Origin of the sequence: Pseudomonas sp. G166 (assembly GCF_037027455.2) — a bacterium.
Taxonomy (GTDB): domain Bacteria; phylum Pseudomonadota; class Gammaproteobacteria; order Pseudomonadales; family Pseudomonadaceae; genus Aquipseudomonas.
Genome location: NZ_CP146985.1, coordinates 5,627,890 through 5,648,938, shown reverse-complemented (window position 1 = coordinate 5,648,938; position 21,049 = coordinate 5,627,890). Strand labels below are relative to the sequence as shown.

At 60.1% G+C, this 21,049-nt stretch carries 21 protein-coding genes; 5 read left to right on the top strand and 16 right to left on the bottom strand.

Translation table 11 applies throughout. The features are described from left to right. Nucleotides 1-51: 51 nt before the first annotated feature. From SGN16_RS24990 to SGN16_RS24980, 3 genes are all read right to left on the bottom strand, one after another. Entirely contained in the window at nucleotides 52-579 is a 528-nt protein-coding gene (locus SGN16_RS24990; protein WP_335945961.1) for an MOSC domain-containing protein, read from the bottom strand. After that, nucleotides 576-1,202 (bottom strand): DUF1780 domain-containing protein, encoded by a 627-nt coding sequence (locus tag SGN16_RS24985; RefSeq protein ID WP_003205682.1) that lies wholly within the window; start codon nucleotides 1,200-1,202, stop codon nucleotides 576-578. Before SGN16_RS24985 ends, SGN16_RS24990 begins: the two co-directional genes overlap by 4 nt. A 68-nt stretch (nucleotides 1,203-1,270) precedes the next feature. Beyond that, nucleotides 1,271-2,164: a LysR substrate-binding domain-containing protein gene (locus tag SGN16_RS24980; RefSeq protein ID WP_335945960.1), complete on the bottom strand. Its 894-nt coding sequence runs from the start codon at nucleotides 2,162-2,164 to the stop codon at nucleotides 1,271-1,273. 151 nt (nucleotides 2,165-2,315) lie between these two features. Here SGN16_RS24980 and SGN16_RS24975 point away from each other — a divergent pair, with 151 nt between their 5' ends. The 3 genes from SGN16_RS24975 to SGN16_RS24965 all read left to right on the top strand — a co-directional run bounded on the left by SGN16_RS24975 (nucleotide 2,316) and on the right by SGN16_RS24965 (nucleotide 3,769). Continuing rightward, nucleotides 2,316-2,729, top strand: coding sequence for a tautomerase family protein (locus SGN16_RS24975; RefSeq protein ID WP_210640992.1), 414 nt, complete (start codon nucleotides 2,316-2,318; stop codon nucleotides 2,727-2,729). Between the two features lie 74 nt (nucleotides 2,730-2,803). Further along, entirely contained in the window at nucleotides 2,804-3,490 is a 687-nt protein-coding gene (locus tag SGN16_RS24970; RefSeq protein WP_210640990.1) for an energy-coupling factor ABC transporter permease, read from the top strand. 63 nt (nucleotides 3,491-3,553) lie between these two features. Further along, nucleotides 3,554-3,769 (top strand): hypothetical protein, encoded by a 216-nt coding sequence (locus SGN16_RS24965; RefSeq protein ID WP_210640988.1) that lies wholly within the window; start codon nucleotides 3,554-3,556, stop codon nucleotides 3,767-3,769. A gap of 46 nt (nucleotides 3,770-3,815) precedes the next feature. Here SGN16_RS24965 and yacG read toward each other — a convergent pair whose 3' ends face one another. Genes yacG through pilB form a run of 5 tightly spaced genes read right to left on the bottom strand, consistent with a single transcriptional unit; the run spans nucleotide 3,816 to nucleotide 8,445 of the window. Next, nucleotides 3,816-4,022, bottom strand: coding sequence for a DNA gyrase inhibitor YacG (gene yacG / locus SGN16_RS24960; protein ID WP_003205675.1), 207 nt, complete (start codon nucleotides 4,020-4,022; stop codon nucleotides 3,816-3,818). Further along, nucleotides 4,019-4,642, bottom strand: coding sequence for a dephospho-CoA kinase (gene coaE, locus SGN16_RS24955; RefSeq protein ID WP_210640986.1), 624 nt, complete (start codon nucleotides 4,640-4,642; stop codon nucleotides 4,019-4,021). The genes yacG and coaE overlap by 4 nt, the downstream gene beginning before the upstream one ends. 11 nt (nucleotides 4,643-4,653) lie before the next feature. After that, nucleotides 4,654-5,523: an A24 family peptidase gene (locus tag SGN16_RS24950; RefSeq protein ID WP_210640984.1), complete on the bottom strand. Its 870-nt coding sequence runs from the start codon at nucleotides 5,521-5,523 to the stop codon at nucleotides 4,654-4,656. Nucleotide 5,524: 1 nt separating this feature from the next. Continuing rightward, nucleotides 5,525-6,742 (bottom strand): type II secretion system F family protein, encoded by a 1,218-nt coding sequence (locus tag SGN16_RS24945; RefSeq protein ID WP_210640982.1) that lies wholly within the window; start codon nucleotides 6,740-6,742, stop codon nucleotides 5,525-5,527. A 2-nt stretch (nucleotides 6,743-6,744) separates the two neighbouring features. Further along, nucleotides 6,745-8,445 (bottom strand): type IV-A pilus assembly ATPase PilB, encoded by a 1,701-nt coding sequence (pilB, locus tag SGN16_RS24940; protein ID WP_210640980.1) that lies wholly within the window; start codon nucleotides 8,443-8,445, stop codon nucleotides 6,745-6,747. Between the two features lie 224 nt (nucleotides 8,446-8,669). Here pilB and SGN16_RS24935 point away from each other — a divergent pair, with 224 nt between their 5' ends. Beyond that, nucleotides 8,670-9,080 (top strand): pilin, encoded by a 411-nt coding sequence (locus SGN16_RS24935; protein ID WP_335945957.1) that lies wholly within the window; start codon nucleotides 8,670-8,672, stop codon nucleotides 9,078-9,080. A gap of 269 nt (nucleotides 9,081-9,349) precedes the next feature. Next, nucleotides 9,350-9,703, top strand: a complete 354-nt coding sequence (locus SGN16_RS24930) for a BON domain-containing protein (protein ID WP_003205664.1) — start codon at nucleotides 9,350-9,352, stop codon at nucleotides 9,701-9,703. A 315-nt stretch (nucleotides 9,704-10,018) separates the two neighbouring features. Here the strand turns inward: SGN16_RS24930 and SGN16_RS24925 are convergent, their stop codons facing one another. The 8 genes from SGN16_RS24925 to panB form a co-directional block, all read right to left on the bottom strand. Then, the gene (locus SGN16_RS24925; protein WP_210640977.1) at nucleotides 10,019-10,315 is read right to left on the bottom strand and encodes a DUF2845 domain-containing protein; all 297 of its coding nucleotides are present in this window, start codon (nucleotides 10,313-10,315) and stop codon (nucleotides 10,019-10,021) included. Nucleotide 10,316: 1 nt separating this feature from the next. Continuing rightward, nucleotides 10,317-13,250: a DUF748 domain-containing protein gene (locus tag SGN16_RS24920; protein ID WP_335946024.1), complete on the bottom strand. Its 2,934-nt coding sequence runs from the start codon at nucleotides 13,248-13,250 to the stop codon at nucleotides 10,317-10,319. A gap of 120 nt (nucleotides 13,251-13,370) precedes the next feature. Then, nucleotides 13,371-14,387: a class I SAM-dependent methyltransferase gene (locus SGN16_RS24915; protein ID WP_210640973.1), complete on the bottom strand. Its 1,017-nt coding sequence runs from the start codon at nucleotides 14,385-14,387 to the stop codon at nucleotides 13,371-13,373. A gap of 146 nt (nucleotides 14,388-14,533) precedes the next feature. Then, nucleotides 14,534-16,471 carry an acetate--CoA ligase gene (gene acs / locus SGN16_RS24910; protein ID WP_335946023.1) on the bottom strand — a complete coding sequence of 646 codons (1,938 nt, stop codon included), beginning with the start codon at nucleotides 16,469-16,471 and terminating at the stop codon, nucleotides 14,534-14,536. Between the two features lie 194 nt (nucleotides 16,472-16,665). Further along, entirely contained in the window at nucleotides 16,666-18,330 is a 1,665-nt protein-coding gene (gene pgi / locus SGN16_RS24905) for a glucose-6-phosphate isomerase (RefSeq protein ID WP_210640969.1), read from the bottom strand. Between the two features lie 332 nt (nucleotides 18,331-18,662). After that, on the bottom strand, nucleotides 18,663-19,043 hold the full coding sequence (gene panD / locus SGN16_RS24900) for an aspartate 1-decarboxylase (protein ID WP_007963888.1): 381 nt from the start codon (nucleotides 19,041-19,043) through the stop codon (nucleotides 18,663-18,665). 182 nt (nucleotides 19,044-19,225) lie between these two features. Further along, nucleotides 19,226-20,086, bottom strand: coding sequence for a pantoate--beta-alanine ligase (panC, locus tag SGN16_RS24895; RefSeq protein WP_210640968.1), 861 nt, complete (start codon nucleotides 20,084-20,086; stop codon nucleotides 19,226-19,228). Continuing rightward, nucleotides 20,083-20,883, bottom strand: a complete 801-nt coding sequence (gene panB, locus SGN16_RS24890) for a 3-methyl-2-oxobutanoate hydroxymethyltransferase (protein WP_210640966.1) — start codon at nucleotides 20,881-20,883, stop codon at nucleotides 20,083-20,085. The genes panC and panB overlap by 4 nt, the downstream gene beginning before the upstream one ends. Nucleotides 20,884-21,049: the final 166 nt, after the last annotated feature.

Below are 21,049 nucleotides of genomic sequence, written 5' to 3'. Positions count from 1 at the left end.
AAGGCCTCGTCAGGTAGACGTTGCGAAATGTGTAGACGCTACAGCGTCAGGCTATCCGGCATTGAAAGCAGCGTAGCCGCTCGCCGGAATAGGTTCGACACGCAGGCTGTCGTCCAGGCGAATGATTCCACTTTTTAACACCCGTGCAGTGATTCCGCCATGGCCGCGCACGGCCTGGAACGTCCCTTCGCCGAGGTTGCGCTCCAGTCGCGCACACGGCTGGCACCAGCCGGTGGTTTCGAAGATCGCCTGGCCGATGCGAAAGCGCCGGCCCTTGAGGCTGAACAGGTTGATGCCGCTGATCACAAGGTTGCGTCGCAGTTCTTGCGGCAACACCGGTTGATCCGCCGGGCGGCCCATCAGTGAACCGATCACGGCCAGGTGTTCCCACTGAATCAAGGTGACTTGCCGCGCATTGCGCACGCTGGGGCGGGCATGATCACCCGTCAGGCCTGCTTCCAGGCGTGCCTCCACGGCGTCCAGTTCGATCATGGGGGCATGGCCCTGGGGGCGCACGCCGATCCAGCGTACGCGGCCTTGCTGGGGCACTGCGGCAATCAACTCTTGCAGAGGGCTCACAGGCTGATCCCGACATCGAACACAATGCTGCGCCCCAGGTTACTGCGCAGAAAATCCGGCGCGTCGGGATGGGCGAACAATACCCGGGCAAACGTCGGCCCCACCAGCGACAGCGAACGCCAACCCTGGCGCAGGTATTCGGTCGGCGGTGGGAAATGACTGTTGAGGTCCAGCACTTCACGCTTGAGGCTGGCGAAGGCGATGATGTCCAGATCGCCCAGGTCCATGCCGCGCTCGGTGTAGTTGTGGGCTTTCTTGCGCAAGGTCGGGGCCAGCCGCATCAGGAACTCGTTGGCCGGGATCCGCCTAGGCTTGGCTTCGCGGCGCACCAGTTGGCTGAGGGAGAACGCACTGCGGCGACGTTGCAGTTCGTCGCGCCATTCGTCATTGAGGCGACGACCTTCGTCGAGGACGAAAAACACCTCGAAGTTGGCGTCGCGAAACAAGACGTCCGGCGGCTCCCCGGCAGGGGCGAATTCGTCGGCGCGATAGGGCACGTTCAGCCCTTGCAGCAGGCGCTGGCAGACCCAACGCTCACGCTCCCATTTGCGGGCATTGGAGAGAAAGGCGTTTGCTTGCTCGGCCGCGATGGTCAGCAGGCGTAAATAATCGGAGTCATCCATGAGCCCAAGCTTAGCGTCCAAATGTGATCAAAAAAAATAAAGCTTGCCGTGAAGGGGCAAATTTTCGATCAGGTAGGGCCCGCTAACCCGTCCTGCTCAACCTGGCGCACCAACCAGGCGCAGAACAGCTCCAGTTTCTTGCTGTGTTGGGCACTTCGCTTCGCGATATAGGCGTAGCGGCTTGGGTGGAATCCGAACGGTGCCACCAGGCGGCCCAGGCGAATGTCGTCGGCCACCAGATGCCACGGGGCGACGCAAATCCCCAAGCCGGCAATGGCTGCCTCCAACGTAAAGTAATAGTGCTCGTATTCCGGTCCGGCCGGCGGAGTGCCCCGATATCCAATCGCATCTGCCCAATTTGTCCAGGCATCCGGGCGGGTTTTCGTATGCAGGAGGGGATGGCTGAAAATCGAGTTCAAGTCAGTTAATTGAATGCGCGCGGATAATGTGGGCGACAAAACGATGCCCAAGCGTTCAGGAAACAGCAGGACGGTGTTTTTTTGTTCTGCAACGACACCTTGTTCAGCGGTGATCATGACGTCGTATCGGTCCCGGCCCGGATCGGTCCCGTGGACTGGGGAGCTCAGGCGAATCTTGATGTCGGGGTAAGTCGTATTGAAGTCGAAAAGGCGGGGTATCAGCCACTTGACCGTAAATGTGCTGAAGCAGGACACGTCCAAGGTGCCGGTCGCCGTGTCTCGGACCCTGCCCACCGCAGCCTCGATATGATCCAGCGCGGCTGTCAAATCCGGTAGGAGTTCTTTTCCGGCAGCGGTGAGCTGCGGTTTGTTTTTTGGGCCTTCAAACAGGTCCACGCCAAGACTCAGCTCCAGCTGGCGTACCTGGCGACTCACCGCGCCGGGCGTGACAGACAGCTCCTCGGCGGCAGCCGTCATTTTTCCCAGTCGAGCAGCAGCCTCGAAGGTACGCAGTGCATTCAGTGGAGGGAGTCGACGTCTCATAAAGTGACTTTAACTCAATTAGATGGGGCGCATAAATCGATATCAGGCAGCGCCTGGATTTTGCAGAATCCCCTGGTTCCCCAAGTATTTGCTGACTGCTCAGGATCGGCAGGATGGCGGAGCACTCCAAATCAAATTGAGAGCACCTCACATGCCATTCGTTCGTACAGCCGTTATCAAAGGTACCAGCCAGCAGCAACGCCAGCGCATTGTGGACGCGATACACCAAGCGTTGGTCGAGAGCATTGGTATGCCCGAGGATGAATTGTTCAACCTGGTCGCGGACTATGATCCGGAGCAGTTTTTCTACAGCCGCACGTTTAATGGCGTGGCTCGTTCGGACAATTTGATCGTGATTGAGATTACGATGCGCAGAGGCCGCAGTGATGCGATGAAACGGGAACTCTACAAAAAAATTGCTGACAATCTTGGTGTCCAGGCTAAGGTTCGTCCGCAAGACGTTTTCATCTTCATGCATGAGAATGACTATTCGGATTGGTCGGTGGGCTTTGGTCAGTTTGCAATGGCATTGGTACAGCAGGCAGGGAGTGTCGCTACGGAGTAGCGAACGAACTGCGTTTTGAGGTCCGTCGCTCGATTAAGCGCAGTGCCGTTTTCAAGTTCTCGCAGGAGTCGTCCATGATCGGTGCCGAACTGCTCTCACCGCAGACCCTGGCATGCGGCTGGCTGATTTATGTGCCGGTGTTGGTCTGGGCGGTGTCGAGGGCGCCGTGGGTCGAGTTGTTCACCGACAGTCGTCGCCAGCACTTGCTGTTTGGCACGGTGTTGGCGCTATTCCTGTTGTGGCTGGTACGGCGGGATTTCGACACGGGCGTTTCGTATCACTTTATCGGCATGACCGCCGTGACCCTGCTGCTGGATTGGCCGTTGGCGATCCTCGGCGGCCTTTTCGCCCAGCTTGCGCTGGTGCTGCTGGGCCGCCAGGACATGGCAGCGGTGGGCGTCAACGGCGTGTTGCTGATTCTGTTGCCGGTGCTGGTCACCGAGTGCTGCGCGATCCTGGTGGAGCGCGCGCAACCGCGCAATCTGTTTGTGTACATCTTCTGCTCGGGGTTTCTCGCCGCCGCGCTTTCGGCGTTGTTGTGCCTGCTGCTGGGGCTCGGTCTGTTGTGGTACGACGGCGTGTTCGCCATGCCTTACTGGCTGGAGGACTTCGTCGGCTACCTCTGGCTGATCATTTTCCCCGAGGCCTTCATCAACGGCATGGTGGTCAGTGCGCTGGTGGTGTTCAGCCCTGAATGGCTGGAGACGTTCAACCGCACGCGCTATCTGTCGGCCCCCTGGAAGGATGACGACAAGCCTTGATTCACATCAAGGCTGCACCCGCGCAGGCCCTTCATGCTCTGGAAAACTTCCAGGAGTACAACCATGAGTGTTTATGAATGGGCGAGGCAAGAGATCAAGCGTAGTCACGATGCCGCAATGGAGATCGGCTTCGACCCGGGCTTGAGTCTGCGTGCCTTGCTCAGTGCGATCGTGCAACAGAGCAAGACAGTGCGCAGCCCTGAAGACCTGGCCGATGAGTTGAGTTTCCTGGCGGAAAACCTCGACGATGAACAGGACTACGGTTTCATGCGGCCTTAGGGGGGCTCAATTAGTTTCCCCACCGGAAACTAATTGAGAACGCCCCCTAATGATGTGAGCGAGGCTCGAAATCTTCACTGAACAGCTCATCCTCGGCATCGGGGCTGACCGGGATCTTGTGTTCTTCCGACGCCCAGGCGCCCAGGTCGATCAGTTTGCAGCGATCGGAGCAGAATGGCCGGAATTTGCTTTCCGGGCTCCATTCCACAGGGGCGCCGCAGGTTGGGCAATCAACGGTTGGGGTTTGGCTCATGACTGGCCTCCACGCAAAGTAAGGTAAAAGTGATGCAGGCGCTCGACCTCGCTGTGTAGCCAGGCGAGGTCGCGGTCGTTGACCACCACGTCGTCGGCATGGCTCAGGCGATCCTGGCGGCTGGACTGGGCCTTGAGGATCGCCTGGACCTGTTGTTCGCTGATCTGGTCGCGCTGCAAGGTGCGTTCGATCTGTAGTTGTTCCGGCACATCGATCACCAGGATCCGTTGCGTCATGGCGTACTGCCCCGACTCGATCAACAGCGGCGATACCAGAATCGCGTAGGGCGATTGTGCCTGGGCCAGATGATGGGCGATCTCTTCGGCGATCAATGGATGCAAGAGCGCCTCGAGCCAACGGCGCTCCTCGGCATTTTCGAAAATCAGTTTGCGCAGGGCCGCCCGGTCCAGCGTGCCGTCGGCCTGCAATACGCCAGGGCCGAAGTGTTCCGCTATCTCAGCCAGCGCCGGGCGCCCTGGTTCGACCACCCAGCGCGCCGCGTGATCGGCGTCGATGACATGCACGCCCAGGTCGATGAAGTGCTGGGCCGCCGCGCTCTTGCCGCTGCCGATGCCACCGGTCAGGCCGAGAATCCAGGGTTTTTTCACGGAGCTATTCATAAACATCGACATTAGAAACCGACAGACCGCCAATAGAAGTCGGTTATTTGACCACCCCAGAGCAAGGCAATCCAGCCAGCAATTGCCAGATAGGGTCCGAAGGGGATCTGCGTCGATCCCGGAGCGTCACGCAGGCGCAGCACAATAACCCCGACAACGGCCCCCACCAGCGACGACAGCAGCAAGGTCAGTGGCAGGATCTGCCAGCCACCCCAGGCCCCCAGCATCGCCAGCAGCTTGAAATCCCCGTAGCCCATGCCTTCCTTGCCGGTGATCAATTTGAATACCCAGAACACCGACCACAGCGCCAGATAGCCGGCTACCGCGCCCCACATCGCCTGATTCAAGGAAACGAACAGCCCGAAGCTGTTGACGATCAAACCCAGCCACAACAACGGCAGCACCAGGGTATCGGGCAGTAATTGATGTTCGGCATCGATCAGGCTCATGCCCAGCAGGCCCCAGCTCAATACCATCACCATCACGGCCTGCCAGCCAAAGCCGAAGTGCCAGGCGACAAACGCTGACAAGGCGCCGCAGGCCAGTTCGGTCAGCGGGTAGCGCCTGCCAATGGGGGCGGCGCAGTTGGAACAGCGACCGCGCAATATCAGGTAGCTCAGCAACGGGATGTTTTCCCAGGCGCGGATGCGATGGCCGCAGTGGGGGCACTGGGAATGGGGCAGCATCAGGTTGTAGACCGGGCCGGGGGCTTCGGCCGGCAGGCCCAGCAGGTCGTGGGCTTGCAGGCGCCATTCGCGGGTGAGCATCTTTGGCAGGCGCCACACCAGGACATTAAGGAAACTGCCGACGATCAATCCAAGCAATAACGCAGTGAGCACGAAGGCCAGGGGATACAGCACGAAGAAGTCAGTCAGGGGCATGTCAGATCGCTGAGCCGAGTTGAAAGATGGGCAGGTACATGGCAACCACCAGGCCACCGACGACCACCCCCAGGACCACCATGATGAAGGGTTCCATCAGGCTGGTGAGGTTGTCCACCAGATTGTCCACTTCGGCCTCATAAAAACTCGCCACCTTGTCGAGCATGTCATCCAGCGCACCGGATTCTTCACCGATGGCGGTCATCTGGATCGCCAGGTTCGGAAAGATCCCTGAGGTACGCATGGAGAAATTCAACTGCATGCCGGTCGAGACGTCTTGCTTGATGCGCTGCACCGCGCGCTTGAACACCACATTGCCGGTGGCGCCCGAGACCGAGTCCAGGGCTTCCACCAGCGGCACGCCGGCGGCGAATGTGGTGGAGAGCGTGCGGGCGTACCGGGCCACGGCGGATTTGTACATCAGGGTGCCTATCAGAGGCAGCTTGAGCAGCCATTTATCGCGCCAGTCGCGAAAGGCCTCGGAGCGCCTGAGGGCGTATTTCACCGCAAAAAAACTACCCACCAGCCCGCCGAGCAGCATCCACCACCATTGCTGCATGAACTCCGAAAGGCCGATGACCATCACCGTGAAGGCCGGCAACTGCGCACCGAACCCGGAGAACACCGACTCGAACTGCGGCACCACCTTGACCAGCAGGATCCCCGTGACCACCGCGGCGACGAGAACGACGGCCGCTGGATAGGTCATGGCTTTCTTGATCTTGGCCTTGAGCGCTTCGCTCTTTTCCTTGTAAGTCGCGACCCGGTCCAGCAGTGTGTCCAGGGCGCCGGCCTGTTCACCGGCGTCCACCAGGTTGCAGTACAGGTCGTCGAAATATTGCGGGCACTTGCGCAGCGATGCGGCGAAGCTGTTGCCAGCGGCGACTTCCTGTTTCACCTCTTCCACCAGCTTGCGCATGTTGGCGTTGTCGAAGCCTTCACCAATGATGTCGAACGCTTGCAACAGAGGTACGCCGGCCTTGAGCATCGTGGCCATCTGGCGGGTGAAGAGGGCGATATCCAACGGCTTGATGCGTTTGCCCTTGCTGAAAATCGAGGTGGACTTCTTGCGTACCTTCTCCGGGTTGATGCCCTGTTTACGCAATTGAGCCTTGATCAGGGCCGGGCTCTGACCGGTCAGCTCGCCGCTCATTTTTGTGCCTTTGCGGTCTTTGCCTTCCCAAGTGTAGACATCGGTTTTGACTGCTTTGACCGCCATGTTCAATCCTTGGTGACCCGGTTGATTTCCTCGAGGCTGGTCATGCCCTGCATCACCTTGAGCAGCCCCGATGTGCGCAGGTCATTGAAACCGTCCTTGCGCATTTGCAGGTCGATTTCCAGCGAGTTGCCCTCGGCCATGATCAACCGTTGCAGCTCAGGTGTGTTCTTGACCACTTCATAAACCCCTACGCGCCCTTTGTAACCGTGGTTGCACTGTTCGCATCCAACCGGCTCATAGATCGTGAATGTGCCGATGCGTTCCCGGGGGAAACCTTCCTTGAGCAGGGTCTCCTCAGGCACCTCGATGGTTCTCTTGCAGTGGTTGCACAGCTTGCGCGCCAGCCGTTGGGCGATGATCAGGTGTACAGCGGTGGCGATATTGAAGCCCGGAATGCCCATGTTCTGCAGGCGAATCAAGGTTTCGGCGGCGCTGTTGGTGTGCAGCGTGGAGAGCACCAGGTGCCCGGTCTGCGCTGCCTTGATGGCGATTTCGGCGGTTTCCAGGTCGCGGATCTCGCCGACCATGATCACATCCGGGTCTTGGCGCAGGAACGAGCGTAGGGCTTGAGCGAAATCCAGCCCCTGGCGTGGGTTCACGTTGACCTGGTTGATGCCTTCCATGTTGATCTCCACCGGGTCTTCGGCGGTGGAAATGTTGATGTCCACGGTGTTGAGGATATTCAGACCGGTGTACAGCGACACGGTCTTGCCCGAGCCGGTCGGCCCGGTCACCAGGATCAACCCTTGTGGTTGTTTGAGGGCCGCCATGTACAGGTCTTTCTGATCCGGTTCGTAGCCCAGGGCATCGATGCCCATTTGTGCGCTGGACGGGTCGAGAATCCGGATCACCACTTTTTCGCCCCAGAGGGTGGGCAGGGTGTTGACCCGGAAATCGATCGATTTGCTTTTCGACAGGCGCATTTTCAGGCGCCCGTCCTGGGGTTTGCGCCGTTCGGAGATATCGAGGCTGGCCATCACCTTGAGGCGTGCGGCGATACGGGTGGCCAACTGGATCGGTGGCCGGGCCACCTCCCGCAACATGCCATCGGTACGCACCCGCACCCGGTAGATTTTTTCATAGGGCTCGAAGTGCAAATCGGAGGAGCCGCCCTTGATCGCGTCCAGCAGCATCTTGTTGACGAACCGCACCACCGGCGCGTCGTCGGTGTCCTGGCCAGCGATGGAATCCTGCTTGTGCTCGTCGATCGACTCGATGTCCAAGCCATCGAGGTCGACATCGCCCATACCTTCCAGGCCCGTGCTACTGGATTCGAAGAACTTCTCGATGGCGTCGCTGAGCTTGTCGTCCTCCACCAGGATGGCTTCGGTGGTCAGGCCGGTGCTGAACTGGATGTCATTGATGGCCTGGTGGTTGGTCGGGTCGGAGATGCCCACGAACAATTTATTGCCACGCCGCCACAGTGGCAGGGCGTGGTGCTGGCGCACCAGTTTTTCGCTGACCAGGCCCGTGGGTTGGGTCTCTTTGTCCAGGCTGTTGAGGTCCAGCAGGGCGACGCCAAAATGCTCCGAGGCGATCTCCGCGACCTGGCGGCTCTGGACCAGTTTGTTCTGTACCAGATAGCTGACCAGGGGCGTGCGACTGTGCTGGGCCTGTTGGTACGCCTGCTGCGCACTTTGCTCGGTGAGCAGTTCGGCCAGCACCAATTGCTTGGTCAGGCCGCTGAGGGCGATGTCATTCATGGGAATCCCGGCGGCGAACAGTTCATGACTTATAGCCTAGTCAAGCGTAAGCGCCTAACCAGCAAGCAAGGGTGACAAAAAACGTCAGATAGTGCGGTTGTTGGGGTAGGACGCAGGGTTTTTTAAGACTCAAACCTGCTGCTGGCTGGGCTGTGAGGGTTGGCATGTGCCGTGCAGTGGCTGCTTCAGGTCATGAGATTTCGCCTCATGCTATGGAGATATCTATGAATAAGCACAAGGGTTTTACGCTGATCGAGCTGCTGATCGTCGTGGCGATCATCGGCATTCTGGCAACGTTTGCGTTGCCGCAATATTCCAAGTACCAGGCGCGAGCCAAGGCTACGGCCGGGCTTGGGGAGATTTCTGCGTTGAAGGTACCGTACGAGGACATGATGAATCAGGGAACTAACCCAACAGCGGCCAACATGAACATCACGACGCCTACCAGCAACTGCGCAATAGCAGTCACGGGTACTGCTTCGGCAGGCACAGGCACCATCGTTTGTACCCTCTCAAATGCTCCTGCTGCTGTAGCGGGTAAGACGATCACCCTTAGCCGAGACGCCGCCGGTGCCTGGACATGCGCATCTAACGCTGCCAAGGAATTCCTGCCGGCTGGCTGCCCTGGCGTCTGATACGTGACGAGGTGAGGGGGCTTGCTCCCTCACTAAAAGAAAACCTTCGTAATTCATAAGCTTAGCGGGAAGCCAAAACCCGCAAGTTGCATGTCCAGAATCACCGCTTCATGCATTTTGCATGATTGTGAAAATCGCCGCTTCGCTTAACTAATTGATTTAAAACAAATTAATGGTTTTTCAAAAACTGGCACAGCCTTCGCACTACTCCTGATAACCCTGCCGGGATGCACGTCCGGCAGTTTTTGAGAAAAACAGGAGTTACTCGTATGAAGAAGTTCGCTATCACTGCCGCCGCTGCAACCGCACTGACCTTGACCATGGCTAGCGCATTCGCCGAGACCACTCAAGCGACTCAGGCGCCGATGATGCTGGCTGCTGGCGAAGTGACAGAGGCCAAAGAGGACGTTTCCGATACCTGGATCACCACCAAGGTCAAAGCTGACCTGGTCACCGAAAAAGGCATTCCAGGCACTGATATCAAAGTCGAAACCAACAAAGGTGTTGTGTCCCTATCTTCGATGACCAAAGTCACTGATGCACAAAAAGACACCGCTGTGGCGATCGCCAAGAAAATCAAAGGCGTCAAGGCCGTATCGGCTGATGGCCTGAAAGCCGAGTAAGGCTAAGACTTCTCGCCTGGGCTGGGAGAAGGCGCGGCAAGCGGGCCAGGATATACGTTTGCCGTCGCTTTGGAGTTCATGCGAAAGGCCACATGGATGTGGCCGTTACAGGCCTCCGGCATTCGTGCCGGGGGCCTGTTCTATTGCGGGATTAATCTGTGGGGCAGCGTTTGCGCCCGAATCAGAAGCGAGTCGCCGCCATCGCGAGCAAGCTCGCTCCCCCATTGTTCAGGGTGATCCCCAAATCGATGTTCACCGTGTCCCCCCTGTGGGAGCGAGCTTGCTCGCGATGGCGGCGGCACATTCAACACAAGCTCAGCGCCCGCGCTTGCTGGTGATCTGCACCAGCCGATTCCCCTCGAAACGCAGGTACTGGTACATGCCGCTGTTGGGGCCGTAGGTCCATTCTTCCACCGGGTATTCTTCCCGGCGATTGACACTGCGTTTATAGCCCAGGTCATCCCGCGCTACCGGCTCCCCGCACTTTTGCAGCACTTCGCTCGAGCGGTCTCCGACGCTGATCAACTGGCTGCCGCAGCGCAGCGTATCGGCTGCCGCCATTTGGCCAGCGGCCAGCAATAAAGCCAGGCTGAGGCCGTACAGGTACTTCATCTTATTCGGCATCCAGATGCATAGGCGTGATCACACTGCCGTCGCTCTCGGCCTGGCCGAGGCTGGCGTCTATGAAATACACACGGTCGTCGGCCAACTGCCCTTTGTCCACCAGGAAGTCCTTGATGCTGCTAGCCCGCTCCTGCCCCAGTTGGCGCAAGAGCACGTCACTGCCGCTCCAGAACTTGATCACGCCCTCGCGCAGTTTCTCGATTCGTGCCTTTTTATCCAATTGCGTCCATTCGGCGGGCGGCTGGGTCTTGAGGCGGGTGCGGTAGATGCCTTCGAGCAGCGGTGGCTTTTCATCCTCGGGCACCTGTATCAGCGAGGCCTGAGCCGGTACTTTGTCGCCCCGACGTTGCAGCATCTTGTAGTAGTTGTACTGGTATTCACGTTCCAGGCGCTGGGCGGCGAGCAACGGGCCATCGCTGCTCTCGGCGGCAGTGCCTTCGATCTCAAGGCGCAGCTCGGGACGTTTACCCAGGGCCTCGGACAGCTTGAGCAGTACACCTTCGTTTTCTTTGCTCAGATCGCTGGAACCCGGAGCGAACGACACACTGCCCAAGTCTTCCGAACCGCCACCGGCCACCAACCCACCGATGAGTTTGAACGGCGCCTGGGCCGCTCGTACCACCAGGTTGCGCAGGGTCTGCCAGATGATCGGCATGACGCTGAATTGCGGATCGTTGAGATCACCGGAAACCGGTAGTTCGATGGAAATCCTGCCGTCTGAATCCTTCAGCAATGCAACGGCCAATTTGAGTGGCAGGCTCACGGCATCCGGGCTGTCGACTTTTTCCCCCAGTTGCAGTTGCTCGACCACCACCTTGTTCTCCGCCTGGAGCTTGCCCTGGGTGATCCGGTAATGCAGGTCGAGATTGAGCCGGCCCTTGCGGATGCGATAGCCGGCGAACTTGCCAGAGTAGGGCGTCAGGGTGGTCAGCTCGACCCGTTTGAAGCTGGTGGCGATGTCGAGGCTGGCCATTGGGTCGAAGGGGTTGACCGCCCCCTTGATGGTGACCGGTGCATAGCGATCGACCTTGCCCTTGATGTCCACGCTGGCCGGTTTGGCCTGGCGGCTGTCGATGGTGCCGATCTGACCGTTGAGCTGTTGGATGGCGGTGGCGAAGTTGGGGGTCAGGCTGAAGTCGGCGAAGTTGGCCGAGCCGTCGTTGATGGCGATGCCTCCGATGTGGATACCCAGCGGTTTTTCCTGGGAGGCCGATTTTGCCGCGGTTTTCTTCGTGCCGCTGTCGGCCGGTTGCGGGATCAGCAGGTCATCGACATTGGTGGTGCGGTCGTCGTTGATCATGAAGCGCGCGTACGGCTGGAACAGGTTGACCTTGTCGATGGACAGGCTGTCACCGTGCTGGTAGTTGAGGCCCTCGAGGACCAGGCTCTGCCACTTGAGGAAATCGCGGGTCTTGAGGGTGTCGAGGGTGTGTAGCTGATCGACCTGGGCGCGACCGGTAACGGCGAATGCCAGCGGCTCGGTGCTTTTGAGATCTACCGCCAGATCGCTGCCGAGCATCCCGGAGCGCAATTCCAAGCGAATGAACGGGTTGATATACGACTGGGCCACCCGCAGGTCGACATCCTGGGTCTTGACCTTGAGCCGGGCGGTGATCGGGTTCAGGTTGACCTCGCCGTCGGCCAGGATCTTGCCTTGCTTACCCAGCCCGGTGTCCAGCTTGAGGGTAAAGGGTGAGCCGTTGAGGGTGTCGTAGTTCTGCAGGTCGAGGTTCAGCGGGCCGATCTCAAGTGCTACGGCGGGCTGGGCCTGACGGTCAGCCAGATGCACTTGGTAATTGCGCAGTTGCACATCCTTCAACACCACCTGCCACGGTTTGCTGGGCGCCTGGGGGGCTGGCTTCGGCGAATCGGCGGCAGCCGGGGCTGAGGCAGGCTCGGCCTTTACCTGGGGTTTGGCTGGCTGGCTGGCGAAGAGTTTCTGCCAGTCCAACTGCCCGTCCGCCTCGCGCGCGGCCCAGGTTTCCAGTTTCTGGCTGCGGATCTTGCCCACGATGACTTGCTGCTTGGCCAGGTCCACCGTGGTTTCACTGACATCCAGGCGTTCGAGTTTCACCAGTGGACGGCCATCGGGGGCCTTGATGGCGAAAGGTGCGACACTGACGGCGACGTTGTTGAGCAGCAGCTCGGTGCCCTTGGCCAGGTTGAGCTTGTAGTCGGTGCTGAGATTCAGGATGCCGTTTTCCAGTACCAGGGGTACCGCATCGCGGACATAGGGCCACCAGGCTTTCATCTGGCCGCCGGTGACTTTGAGTGTGCCTTGGGAGGCAATCGGCGTGAGGCTGAAATTGCCGCTCCAGTCGATATGCCCGCCTTCGGGGCCGGCGGCCACCAGGGTCATGTCGGCATTGTCGTCGGGCAGGGTGCTGAGGTTTTTCAGCTCGAAATCGAGGGTGTCGTAAAGAAATTCGATGGGTTCACTGGGGCGCAGGTCCTGGAAGTGCACATAACCGCCGGCCAGCTTGATCCGATCGACCCACAGCGGGAAGGGGCGGGCTTCGGGATCGGCGGGCGTCGGTTCGCTGGCCGGCAGCTTGAACAGGCCTAGCAGGTTCAACTGGCCGTCCTTGGTGAACACGACTTCGGTCTTTGGCTTGTCCAGTTCGATGTCGACCAGGTGCAGGGCGCCGGACCACAGACTATCGAGTTGCAAGTTGGCGTAGAGCCGTTCGAAGCCGACCTGCTCCTTGCCCGGTTCGCCGATATTCAAACCCCAGAGGGTGACTTCCAGGCTGAAGGGATTGAGTTCTATACGCTGGATCTGGGCCGGCACCGTCGCAAGGGCGGCCAATTGCTGGTTGGCGATGCGCAAGGCGATGCCCGGCACTATCAGGAAACCCAACAGGCTGTAGAGGGCCAGTGCGGTCAACAGAGCGCCGATAGCGCGAATCAATCCTTTGGGCATGTGCGGCTTCATCTTGGTGTGAATTCGGAATGCCTTGGAGTATGGCATGCGTTTACGGTTCCGAAGCCACTGTGATTTATGAGATTTGTCTGTTTTCTGCGTGAGAATTGCGGTGCGCGTTTAGAGCTGGAGGATCAATGTCTTGAGCGGTGGCTGCTGATCCAGGGAGGGGAAATCACGGCCGGGTGTCAACACGCTCCATTCGCGCACCGGGCGGCCGGCCTTTTGCGCGCAACGCAACACCTGCTCGCGCCAGTCGTCCATGGGCACTTTTGCCAGGTTGTTGCAGCAAATCAGCACGCCATTGTCGGCGGTGGTGAGCAGCGCCGGTTTCAGCAGGCTTTGGTAGTCGCGCAACAGGTCGACGGTGCCGAAAGCACTCTTGGCCCAGGCCGGCGGGTCGAGCAGTACCAGGTCGTATTGACGTTGCTCCAGGCGCGTATAAGCCGGCAGTTTCTGCCCGCGTCGCTGGCTGATAGGCAGACCGGCCAGTTGGCGGATCGCCGGGAAGTAATCCGATTGCACGAATTCCATGGGTGGCAAAGCGGGGTTGAGCAGGCCGTTCTCGCGACCCACCGCCAGGTTGCCTTCGGCGAAGTCCAGGTTGCACACCTCGCGCGCTCCACCGGCCGCAGCGCTCAAGCCAACGCCGCAGGTGTAGGCGAACAGGTTCAGTACGCTTTTGTCACGGCTGTGTTCCTTGACCCAGCCCCGGGCGTTGCGCAGGTCGAGGAACAGCAGCGGATCCTGCCCGGTATGGCGCCCGCGCACGCGATAGTTCAGGCCCCATTCATGGCCGATCAGGTCTTGCAGGGCGGCTTCGTCAGCTTGGTACACCGTGTCCTGGCGGTCGATGCGCGAATTGCCCCGGGCGCGGTCGTTGTAGACCAGCAGGGTGTCCTGGCCCAGGCGTTCGTTGACGATGCCGTGCAGTTGCAACAAGGCATCGCGTTCCAGGGACTGATGGAAACTCTGCACCAACAGTTGCGGGCCGTAGCGGTCGACGGTCAGCCCGGGAGCGCCTTCCTGGCTGCCGTGGAACAGGCGATAGCAATCGGTGCCTTGCTGATGCAACTGGCCAAGCAGGTCCTGGCGTTGGTCGAGGGCGGCGCGCAGCGCCTGATTCAAGGAAGACATGCCGGGCGCGCCTTAGAGAAATGAGGCGCGGGAGTTTAGCAGTTATGGACCAGACGCCCATCTGCGGCGAGGGATTTATCTGTGACGAGGGGATAAATCCCCTCGCCACAGGGACTCGGTGCCTTAGGGGGACCGAGTCGTTTGGCTCAGCGATTCAGGCGCTTGTCGATCAAGCCCTCCACCACGCTCGGATCGGCCAATGTCGAGGTATCACCAAGGCTGTCGAGTTCGTTGCAGGCAATCTTGCGCAGGATCCGCCGCATGATCTTGCCTGAACGGGTCTTGGGCAGCGCCGGCGCCCACTGGATCAGATCGGGTTTGGCGAAGCTGCCGATTTCCTTGCTGACGTGGGCCAGCAATTCTTTCTTCAACTCGTCGTTGGCCTCCACACCGTTCATCGGCGTGACAAAAGCATAGATGCCCTGGCCCTTGAGGTCGTGGGGGTAGCCGACGACCGCCGCTTCGGCGATGTTGTCATGCAACACCAGGGCGCTTTCCACCTCGGCGGTGCCGATACGGTGCCCGGAGACGTTGATCACATCGTCGATGCGCCCGGTGATCCAGTAGTCGCCGTCTTCATCGCGGCGTGCACCGTCGCCGGTGAAGTAATAGCCGGGGTAGGGCTTGAAGTAGGTGTCGACCATGCGCTGATGGTCGCCGTAGACGCTGCGAATCTGCCCCGGCCAGCTGGACTTGATCGCCAGCACGCCGCTGCCGGCGCCGCTGATTTCCTTGCCCGTTTCATCCAGCAAGACCGGTTGTACGCCGAACATCGGCCGGGTCGCGCAGCCGGGCTTGAGCCGTGGCGCACTCACCAGCGGGCTGAGCATGATGCCGCCGGTTTCGGTCTGCCACCAGGTATCGACAATCGGGCAGCGCTGTTCGCCGACCACGTTGAAGTACCATTCCCACGCTTCCGGGTTGATCGGCTCACCGACACTGCCGAGCAATCGCAGGCTTTTGCGCGACGTTTCCTGCAACGGTCCGGGACCTTCGCGCATCAGCGCCCGCAGGGCCGTCGGCGCGGTATAGAAGATGTTGACCTGATGTTTGTCGATCACCTGCCAGAAGCGCGAACTGCTGGGGTAGCTCGGCACGCCTTCGAAGATCAGGGTGGTGGCGCCGTTGGCCAACGGACCATAGACGATGTAGCTGTGGCCGGTGACCCAGCCGACGTCGGCGGTGCACCAGAACACTTCGTCATCGCGGTAATCGAGCACGTACTTGAACGTCATCGCCGCTTGCAGCAGGTAACCGCCGGTGGTGTGCAGCACGCCCTTGGGTTTGCCGGTGCTACCGGAGGTGTAGAGGATGAACAATGGGTCTTCGGCGTCCATCGGTTCGGGTGGGCAGTCGTCGCTCATCTCGTGCATGGCCTGGTGGTACCACAGGTCACGCCCTTCAACCCAGCCCACCTCGCCTTGGGTGCGCTCGACCACCAGCACGGTGCTGACGTTCGGGCAGCTCTCCAGCGCTTTGTCGACGTTGCGCTTGAGCGGTACGAAGCGCCCACCGCGCACGCCTTCGTCGGCGGTGATCACGGTGCGGCAATCGGCATCGAGGATTCGGTCGCGCAGCGAATCCGGCGAAAAACCGCCGAACACCACCGAATGCACTGCACCGATGCGGGTGCAGGCGAGCATGGCGTAGGCGGCTTCTGGAATCATCGGCATGTAGATGCAGACCCGGTCGCCTTTCTTCACCCCACGGCTTTTCAGCACGTTGGCCAGGCGGCAAACATGGTTGTGAAGTTTTTTGTAGGTGATTTCTGCCGATTCGGTGGGGTTGTCGCCTTCCCAGATGATTGCCGTCTGGTCACCACGTGTTTGCAGGTGACGGTCGATGCAATTGGCGCTGACGTTCAGCTTGCCGCCGGCGAACCAGGTGGCGTCACCCATCTTCAGGTCATACCGTTGGACAGTTTGCCAAGGCGTCATCCAGTCGAGAAAGCGCGTGGCCTGTCCGGCCCAGAAGGCGCTGGGGTGCTCGATGGATTCTTTGTAGAGCCGCTGGTACTCGTCCTGACTCAGTTGCGCAGCCCGGCGGACGGCATCGGCTTGGGGGTACTGGCTGATATCGAACATGACGGTTCCTTATTCTTGTTTTTGCGACAAGTCATAAAGATGCGCCCAGTGGCCGGAGGGTTCAAGTCATGTACAAAGCAACTGTGGGAGCGAGCTTGCTCGCGATAGAGGTTTGTCAGTCAACATAGGTATCAACTGATCTACCGCCATCGCGAGCAAGCTCGCTCCCACAGGGGTAATGCAAAGCCTAAGGGTCAGCCGCGATGACGCCCACGGAAGTAGTTGATCAAGCCTTGGGTCGAAGCATCTTCGGCCGGGCTTTCTTCACTGCCCACCAGCCGGTTGTAGACGCCCTTGCCCAGCTCCTTGCCCAGCTCCACGCCCCATTGGTCGAAGGCGTTGATGCCCCAGACCACGCTTTGCACGAACACCTTGTGTTCATACAGTGCCACCAGCGCGCCAAGGCGCCGTGGGCTGATGCGTTCGACCACCAGCGTGTTGCTCGGACGATTGCCCGGGATCACCTTGTGCGACGCCAGTTTCTGCACCTCTTCTTCACTGGCGCCCTTGTCCCGCAGTTCGGCTTCGGCTTCGGCGCGGGTCTTGCCCAGCATCAGCGCCTGGCTCTGGGACAGGCAGTTGGCGTACAGCCACTGGTGATGGTCGGAAACCGGGTTGAAGCTGACGATAGGCACGATGAAGTCGGCCGGGATCAACTGGGTGCCCTGGTGCAGCAACTGATGGTAGGCGTGTTGACCGTTGCAACCGACGCCGCCCCAGATCACCGGGCCCGTATCGGTAGACACGGGCGTGCCGTCCTGGCGCACGCTCTTGCCGTTGGATTCCATGTCCAGTTGCTGCAAGTGTTTGGTGATGTTGCGCAGGTAGTGGTCGTACGGCAGGATCGCGTGGCTTTGCGCACCCCAGAAGTTGCCGTACCACACGCCCAGCAGTGCCAGCAGTACCGGCATGTTCTGCTCGAACGGCGCGCTTTGGAAATGCTGGTCCATGGAATAGGCCCCGGAGAGCAATTCCTTGAAGTTCGACATGCCGATGGCCAGGGCGATTGGCAGGCCAATGGCCGACCACAGCGAGTAACGCCCGCCGACCCAGTCCCACATCGGGAAGATGTTTTCTTCGCGAATGCCGAAGGCCACGGCGGCGGCGTTGTTGCTCGATACCGCGATGAAATGGCGATACAGCTCCGCTTCGGAGCCACCCTGGGCCAGGTACCAGGCACGGGCAGCCTGGGCGTTCTTCAGGGTTTCGAGGGTGTTGAAGGATTTCGACGAGACAATGAACAGCGTGGTCTCGGCGCGCAGCTTCATCGTCAGTTCGTGGAACTCGCTGCCGTCGATGTTCGCCAGGTAATGGCAGCGCACGCCTTTATGCGCGTAGGACAACAGCGCTTCGGACACCAGCTCCGGGCCGAGGAAGGAGCCACCGATGCCGATGTTCACCACATCGGTGATCGGCTTTTCGGTGTAGCCGCGCCACAGGCCGTCGTGAATGCGGCCCACCAGGTCAGTGATCTGGTTCAGCACTTTGTGCACGTCCGGCATCACGTTGACGCCGTTCACCAGCAACTTGTCGCCCACCGGCCGACGCAGGGCGGTGTGCAGGGCTGGGCGGTTTTCGGAGGCGTTGACGATTTCACCTTCGAACAGCGACTTGATCGCGCCCTTGAGGTCGACTTCGTTGGCCAGGCCCACCAGCAGGTCGCGGGTCTGGGCGTTGATCAGGTTTTTTGAATAGTCGAGAAACAAGCCGCAGCTCGACAGGGTGAATTGACTGAAACGCTGCGGATCGGCATTGAACGCTTCGCGCATGCTGAAATCCTGCATGGCTTTGCGGTGGTCATTCAGCGCTTGCCAGGCAGGCAGAGCGGTCACGTCATGAGGGGTTCGGTAATACGCCATCGCTGCGGGTTTCCTTTTTACTTGAACGACCTTTTGTACACTAAAAATTCCGGCCCGGCCCAAGGTGGGCGTCCGGACAACTGCGTCGACACGATCTCTGGGCGCAGGGCGACTACAGTAAACCTCGCGTTGCGATCTGTCTTGACTTTGTCAGACCGGTTGCCGGTACTTTTTTATACAAATGGGCCGGGAATGGTCCGACAGACGGAAGGTCGGTGGATGACAATGATCAACTGTGGGAGCGAGCCTGCTCGCGATAGCGGTGTACCTGCCAGGCTATGTGACTGATCGACCGCATCGCGAGCGGCTCGCTCCCACAAGGTAAGGGGGACTCAGGCAACCTGAACCGGGATGGCATTGCTGGTGTGGCTCAGTTCGTTGCCCGGAGCCATGTACAGCATGCGGGGCTTGAAGTTGACCAGTTCGGCTTCGCTGTAATGAGCGTAGGCGCAGATGATGACGCGGTCACCGACCTTGGCCTTGTGCGCGGCGGCACCATTGACCGAGATCATCCGCGAACCTTCCTCGCCACGGATGGCGTAGGTGGTGAAACGCTCGCCGTTGTCGACGTTGTAGATCTGGATCTGTTCGTATTCACGGATACCCGACAGGTCCAGCCATTCACCATCGATGGCGCAGGAGCCTTCGTAATCGAGCACGGCGTGAGTGACTTCGGCGCGGTGCAGCTTGGCCTTGAGCATGATGGCGTGCATGAGTGTTTCCTCTGGTCGGGTCCGAACGGCGGGCAGTTTGCCCGAAGGCTACCGAAGCGGCAATAACACCGCAGTACCCTTGTGGGAGCGGGCTTGCTCGCGAAGGCGTCGACACATCCAACGTCAATGTGACAGATACACCGCTTTCGCGAGCAAGCCCACTCCCACAGGGGGTGGGGTGTTCAGGCGGGCGCGTCGAGGTCCAGGTGCAGGTTGTCGATCAACCGCGTTGTACCCAGGAATGCCGCCACCAGTATCACCAGGTCACGATCCTCGGCTGTGGCCGGGCGCAAGGTCCGGGCATGGCGGATTTCCAGGTAATCGGGGCGCAGGCCGGCGGCGTCCAGTTGCTTGAGCTGCTCGGCAATCAACGCCGGGAAATCCCGTTGTCCCTGGCGGATCGCCTCGGCGATCTGGTTCAGGCTGCGGTAGATCGCGGGTGCGACGGCGCGCTGCTCGGGGCTGAGGAAACCGTTGCGCGACGACAGCGCCAGGCCGTCCTCGGCGCGCACAGTGGGTTCGCCGATGATCTGGATCGGCATGTTCAGGTCATGGACCAGCGCACGGATCACTGCCAGTTGCTGGAAGTCTTTCTGGCCGAACACCGCCAGGTCAGGCTGGACCATGTTGAACAGCTTGCTGACCACCGTCGCCACGCCCTCGAAATGCCCGGGCCGGCTAGCGCCGCACAGGCCTTCGGACAATTGCGGGACGCTGACCCGCGTCTGCCCGGCCATGCCGTCGGGGTACATCTCTTCGACGCTGGGGGCAAACAGCAGGTGGCAACCGGCCTGGAGCAGTTTCTCCTGGTCGGCCGCCAGGGTGCGGGGGTATTTGTCCAGGTCTTCGCCGGCACCGAATTGCAGTGGGTTGACGAAAATGCTCGCCACCACGAAGTCGGCTCGTTGCGCGGCTTTGGTGACCAGCGCCATATGGCCGCTGTGCAGGTTGCCCATGGTTGGCACGAAGGCGATGCGTTTGCCTTCGCTACGGGCGCGGGCCACGGCGGCCCGCAGTTCACGCACGGTTTTGACGGTGTTCATGCAGAGAATCCGTGTTCAACGCCTGGAAAGGTCGCTGCTTTGACTTCAGCGACGTAGACGCTCAAGGCCGCCTGGATAGAGGTTTGCCCGGCCATGAAGTTCTTCACGAACTTGGGTACTCGGCCGGTGATCGACAGTCCGAGCATGTCGTGCAGCACCAGTACCTGGCCGTCGGTGGCGTTGCCGGCGCCGATCCCTATCACCGGTATTTTTACCGCTTGGGTGATTTCTTCAGCCAGCTCGCTGGGTACGCATTCGAGCAGCAACATCGCGGCACCGGCCTGTTCCAGGGCAATGGCGTCGGCGCGCATCTGCCGTGCCTGGTTCTCATTGCGCCCCTGGACTTTGTAACCACCGAGAATGTTTACCGACTGGGGGGTCAAGCCCATGTGGGCGCACACTGGGATGCCGCGTTCGGCCAACAGCCGAATCGAATCGGCCAGCCACAACGCGCCTTCGACTTTGACCATGTGGGCACCGGCCTGCATCAGCATGGCGCTGTTGGTCATGGTTTGTTCGAGGGTGGCGTAAGCCATGAACGGCAGGTCAGCGAGGATCAGCGCATCGGTGTTACCGCGTTTGACGGCGGCTACATGGTAGGCCATCTCGGCAGTGGTCACCGGCAGCGTGCTGTCGTGACCTTGCAGCACCATGCCGAGGGAATCGCCCACCAGCAGCACTTCGACACCCGCCTCGTTGCAGGCGTGGGCGAAGGTTGCGTCATAGCAGGTCAGCATGGCGATTTTCTCACCTTTTTGCTTGAGACCTTGCAGCGTGGTCAGGGTAATAGCTGGCATGAAAAAGTCCTCATTAGGCGCTCTTGAGCTACTGCGAGTAACGCGCATGAATCGTCATCTATACAGGCGCACCCTCTATGTGTGGTGCTTGTAAGGCCTGGATTGCGCCCTTTAAACGCCGCGTTGGCGGCAGCGGGACGCCTATAGTCGTGAGGAGCTCTCGGGA

What these genes read in the sequence shown, in the direction of transcription:
- coaE (WP_210640986.1), bottom strand. Translation starts at nt 4,642, where the DNA reads ATGAATAGCTCCGTGAAAAAACCCTGGATTCTCGGCCTGACCGGTGGC.
- SGN16_RS24965 (WP_210640988.1), top strand. Translation starts at nt 3,554, where the DNA reads ATGAGTGTTTATGAATGGGCGAGGCAAGAGATCAAGCGTAGTCACGAT.
- SGN16_RS24950 (WP_210640984.1), bottom strand. Translation starts at nt 5,523, where the DNA reads ATGCCCCTGACTGACTTCTTCGTGCTGTATCCCCTGGCCTTCGTGCTC.
- SGN16_RS24975 (WP_210640992.1), top strand. Translation starts at nt 2,316, where the DNA reads ATGCCATTCGTTCGTACAGCCGTTATCAAAGGTACCAGCCAGCAGCAA.
- SGN16_RS24980 (WP_335945960.1), bottom strand. Translation starts at nt 2,164, where the DNA reads ATGAGACGTCGACTCCCTCCACTGAATGCACTGCGTACCTTCGAGGCT.
- SGN16_RS24985 (WP_003205682.1), bottom strand. Translation starts at nt 1,202, where the DNA reads ATGGATGACTCCGATTATTTACGCCTGCTGACCATCGCGGCCGAGCAA.
- panB (WP_210640966.1), bottom strand. Translation starts at nt 20,883, where the DNA reads ATGCCAGCTATTACCCTGACCACGCTGCAAGGTCTCAAGCAAAAAGGT.
- panC (WP_210640968.1), bottom strand. Translation starts at nt 20,086, where the DNA reads ATGAACACCGTCAAAACCGTGCGTGAACTGCGGGCCGCCGTGGCCCGC.
- yacG (WP_003205675.1), bottom strand. Translation starts at nt 4,022, where the DNA reads ATGAGCCAAACCCCAACCGTTGATTGCCCAACCTGCGGCGCCCCTGTG.
- SGN16_RS24930 (WP_003205664.1), top strand. Translation starts at nt 9,350, where the DNA reads ATGAAGAAGTTCGCTATCACTGCCGCCGCTGCAACCGCACTGACCTTG.
- SGN16_RS24920 (WP_335946024.1), bottom strand. Translation starts at nt 13,250, where the DNA reads ATGCCCAAAGGATTGATTCGCGCTATCGGCGCTCTGTTGACCGCACTG.
- SGN16_RS24935 (WP_335945957.1), top strand. Translation starts at nt 8,670, where the DNA reads ATGAATAAGCACAAGGGTTTTACGCTGATCGAGCTGCTGATCGTCGTG.
- SGN16_RS24925 (WP_210640977.1), bottom strand. Translation starts at nt 10,315, where the DNA reads ATGAAGTACCTGTACGGCCTCAGCCTGGCTTTATTGCTGGCCGCTGGC.
- pgi (WP_210640969.1), bottom strand. Translation starts at nt 18,330, where the DNA reads ATGGCGTATTACCGAACCCCTCATGACGTGACCGCTCTGCCTGCCTGG.
- panD (WP_007963888.1), bottom strand. Translation starts at nt 19,043, where the DNA reads ATGCACGCCATCATGCTCAAGGCCAAGCTGCACCGCGCCGAAGTCACT.
- acs (WP_335946023.1), bottom strand. Translation starts at nt 16,471, where the DNA reads ATGTTCGATATCAGCCAGTACCCCCAAGCCGATGCCGTCCGCCGGGCT.
- pilB (WP_210640980.1), bottom strand. Translation starts at nt 8,445, where the DNA reads ATGAATGACATCGCCCTCAGCGGCCTGACCAAGCAATTGGTGCTGGCC.
- SGN16_RS24915 (WP_210640973.1), bottom strand. Translation starts at nt 14,387, where the DNA reads ATGTCTTCCTTGAATCAGGCGCTGCGCGCCGCCCTCGACCAACGCCAG.
- SGN16_RS24945 (WP_210640982.1), bottom strand. Translation starts at nt 6,742, where the DNA reads ATGGCGGTCAAAGCAGTCAAAACCGATGTCTACACTTGGGAAGGCAAA.
- SGN16_RS24970 (WP_210640990.1), top strand. Translation starts at nt 2,804, where the DNA reads ATGATCGGTGCCGAACTGCTCTCACCGCAGACCCTGGCATGCGGCTGG.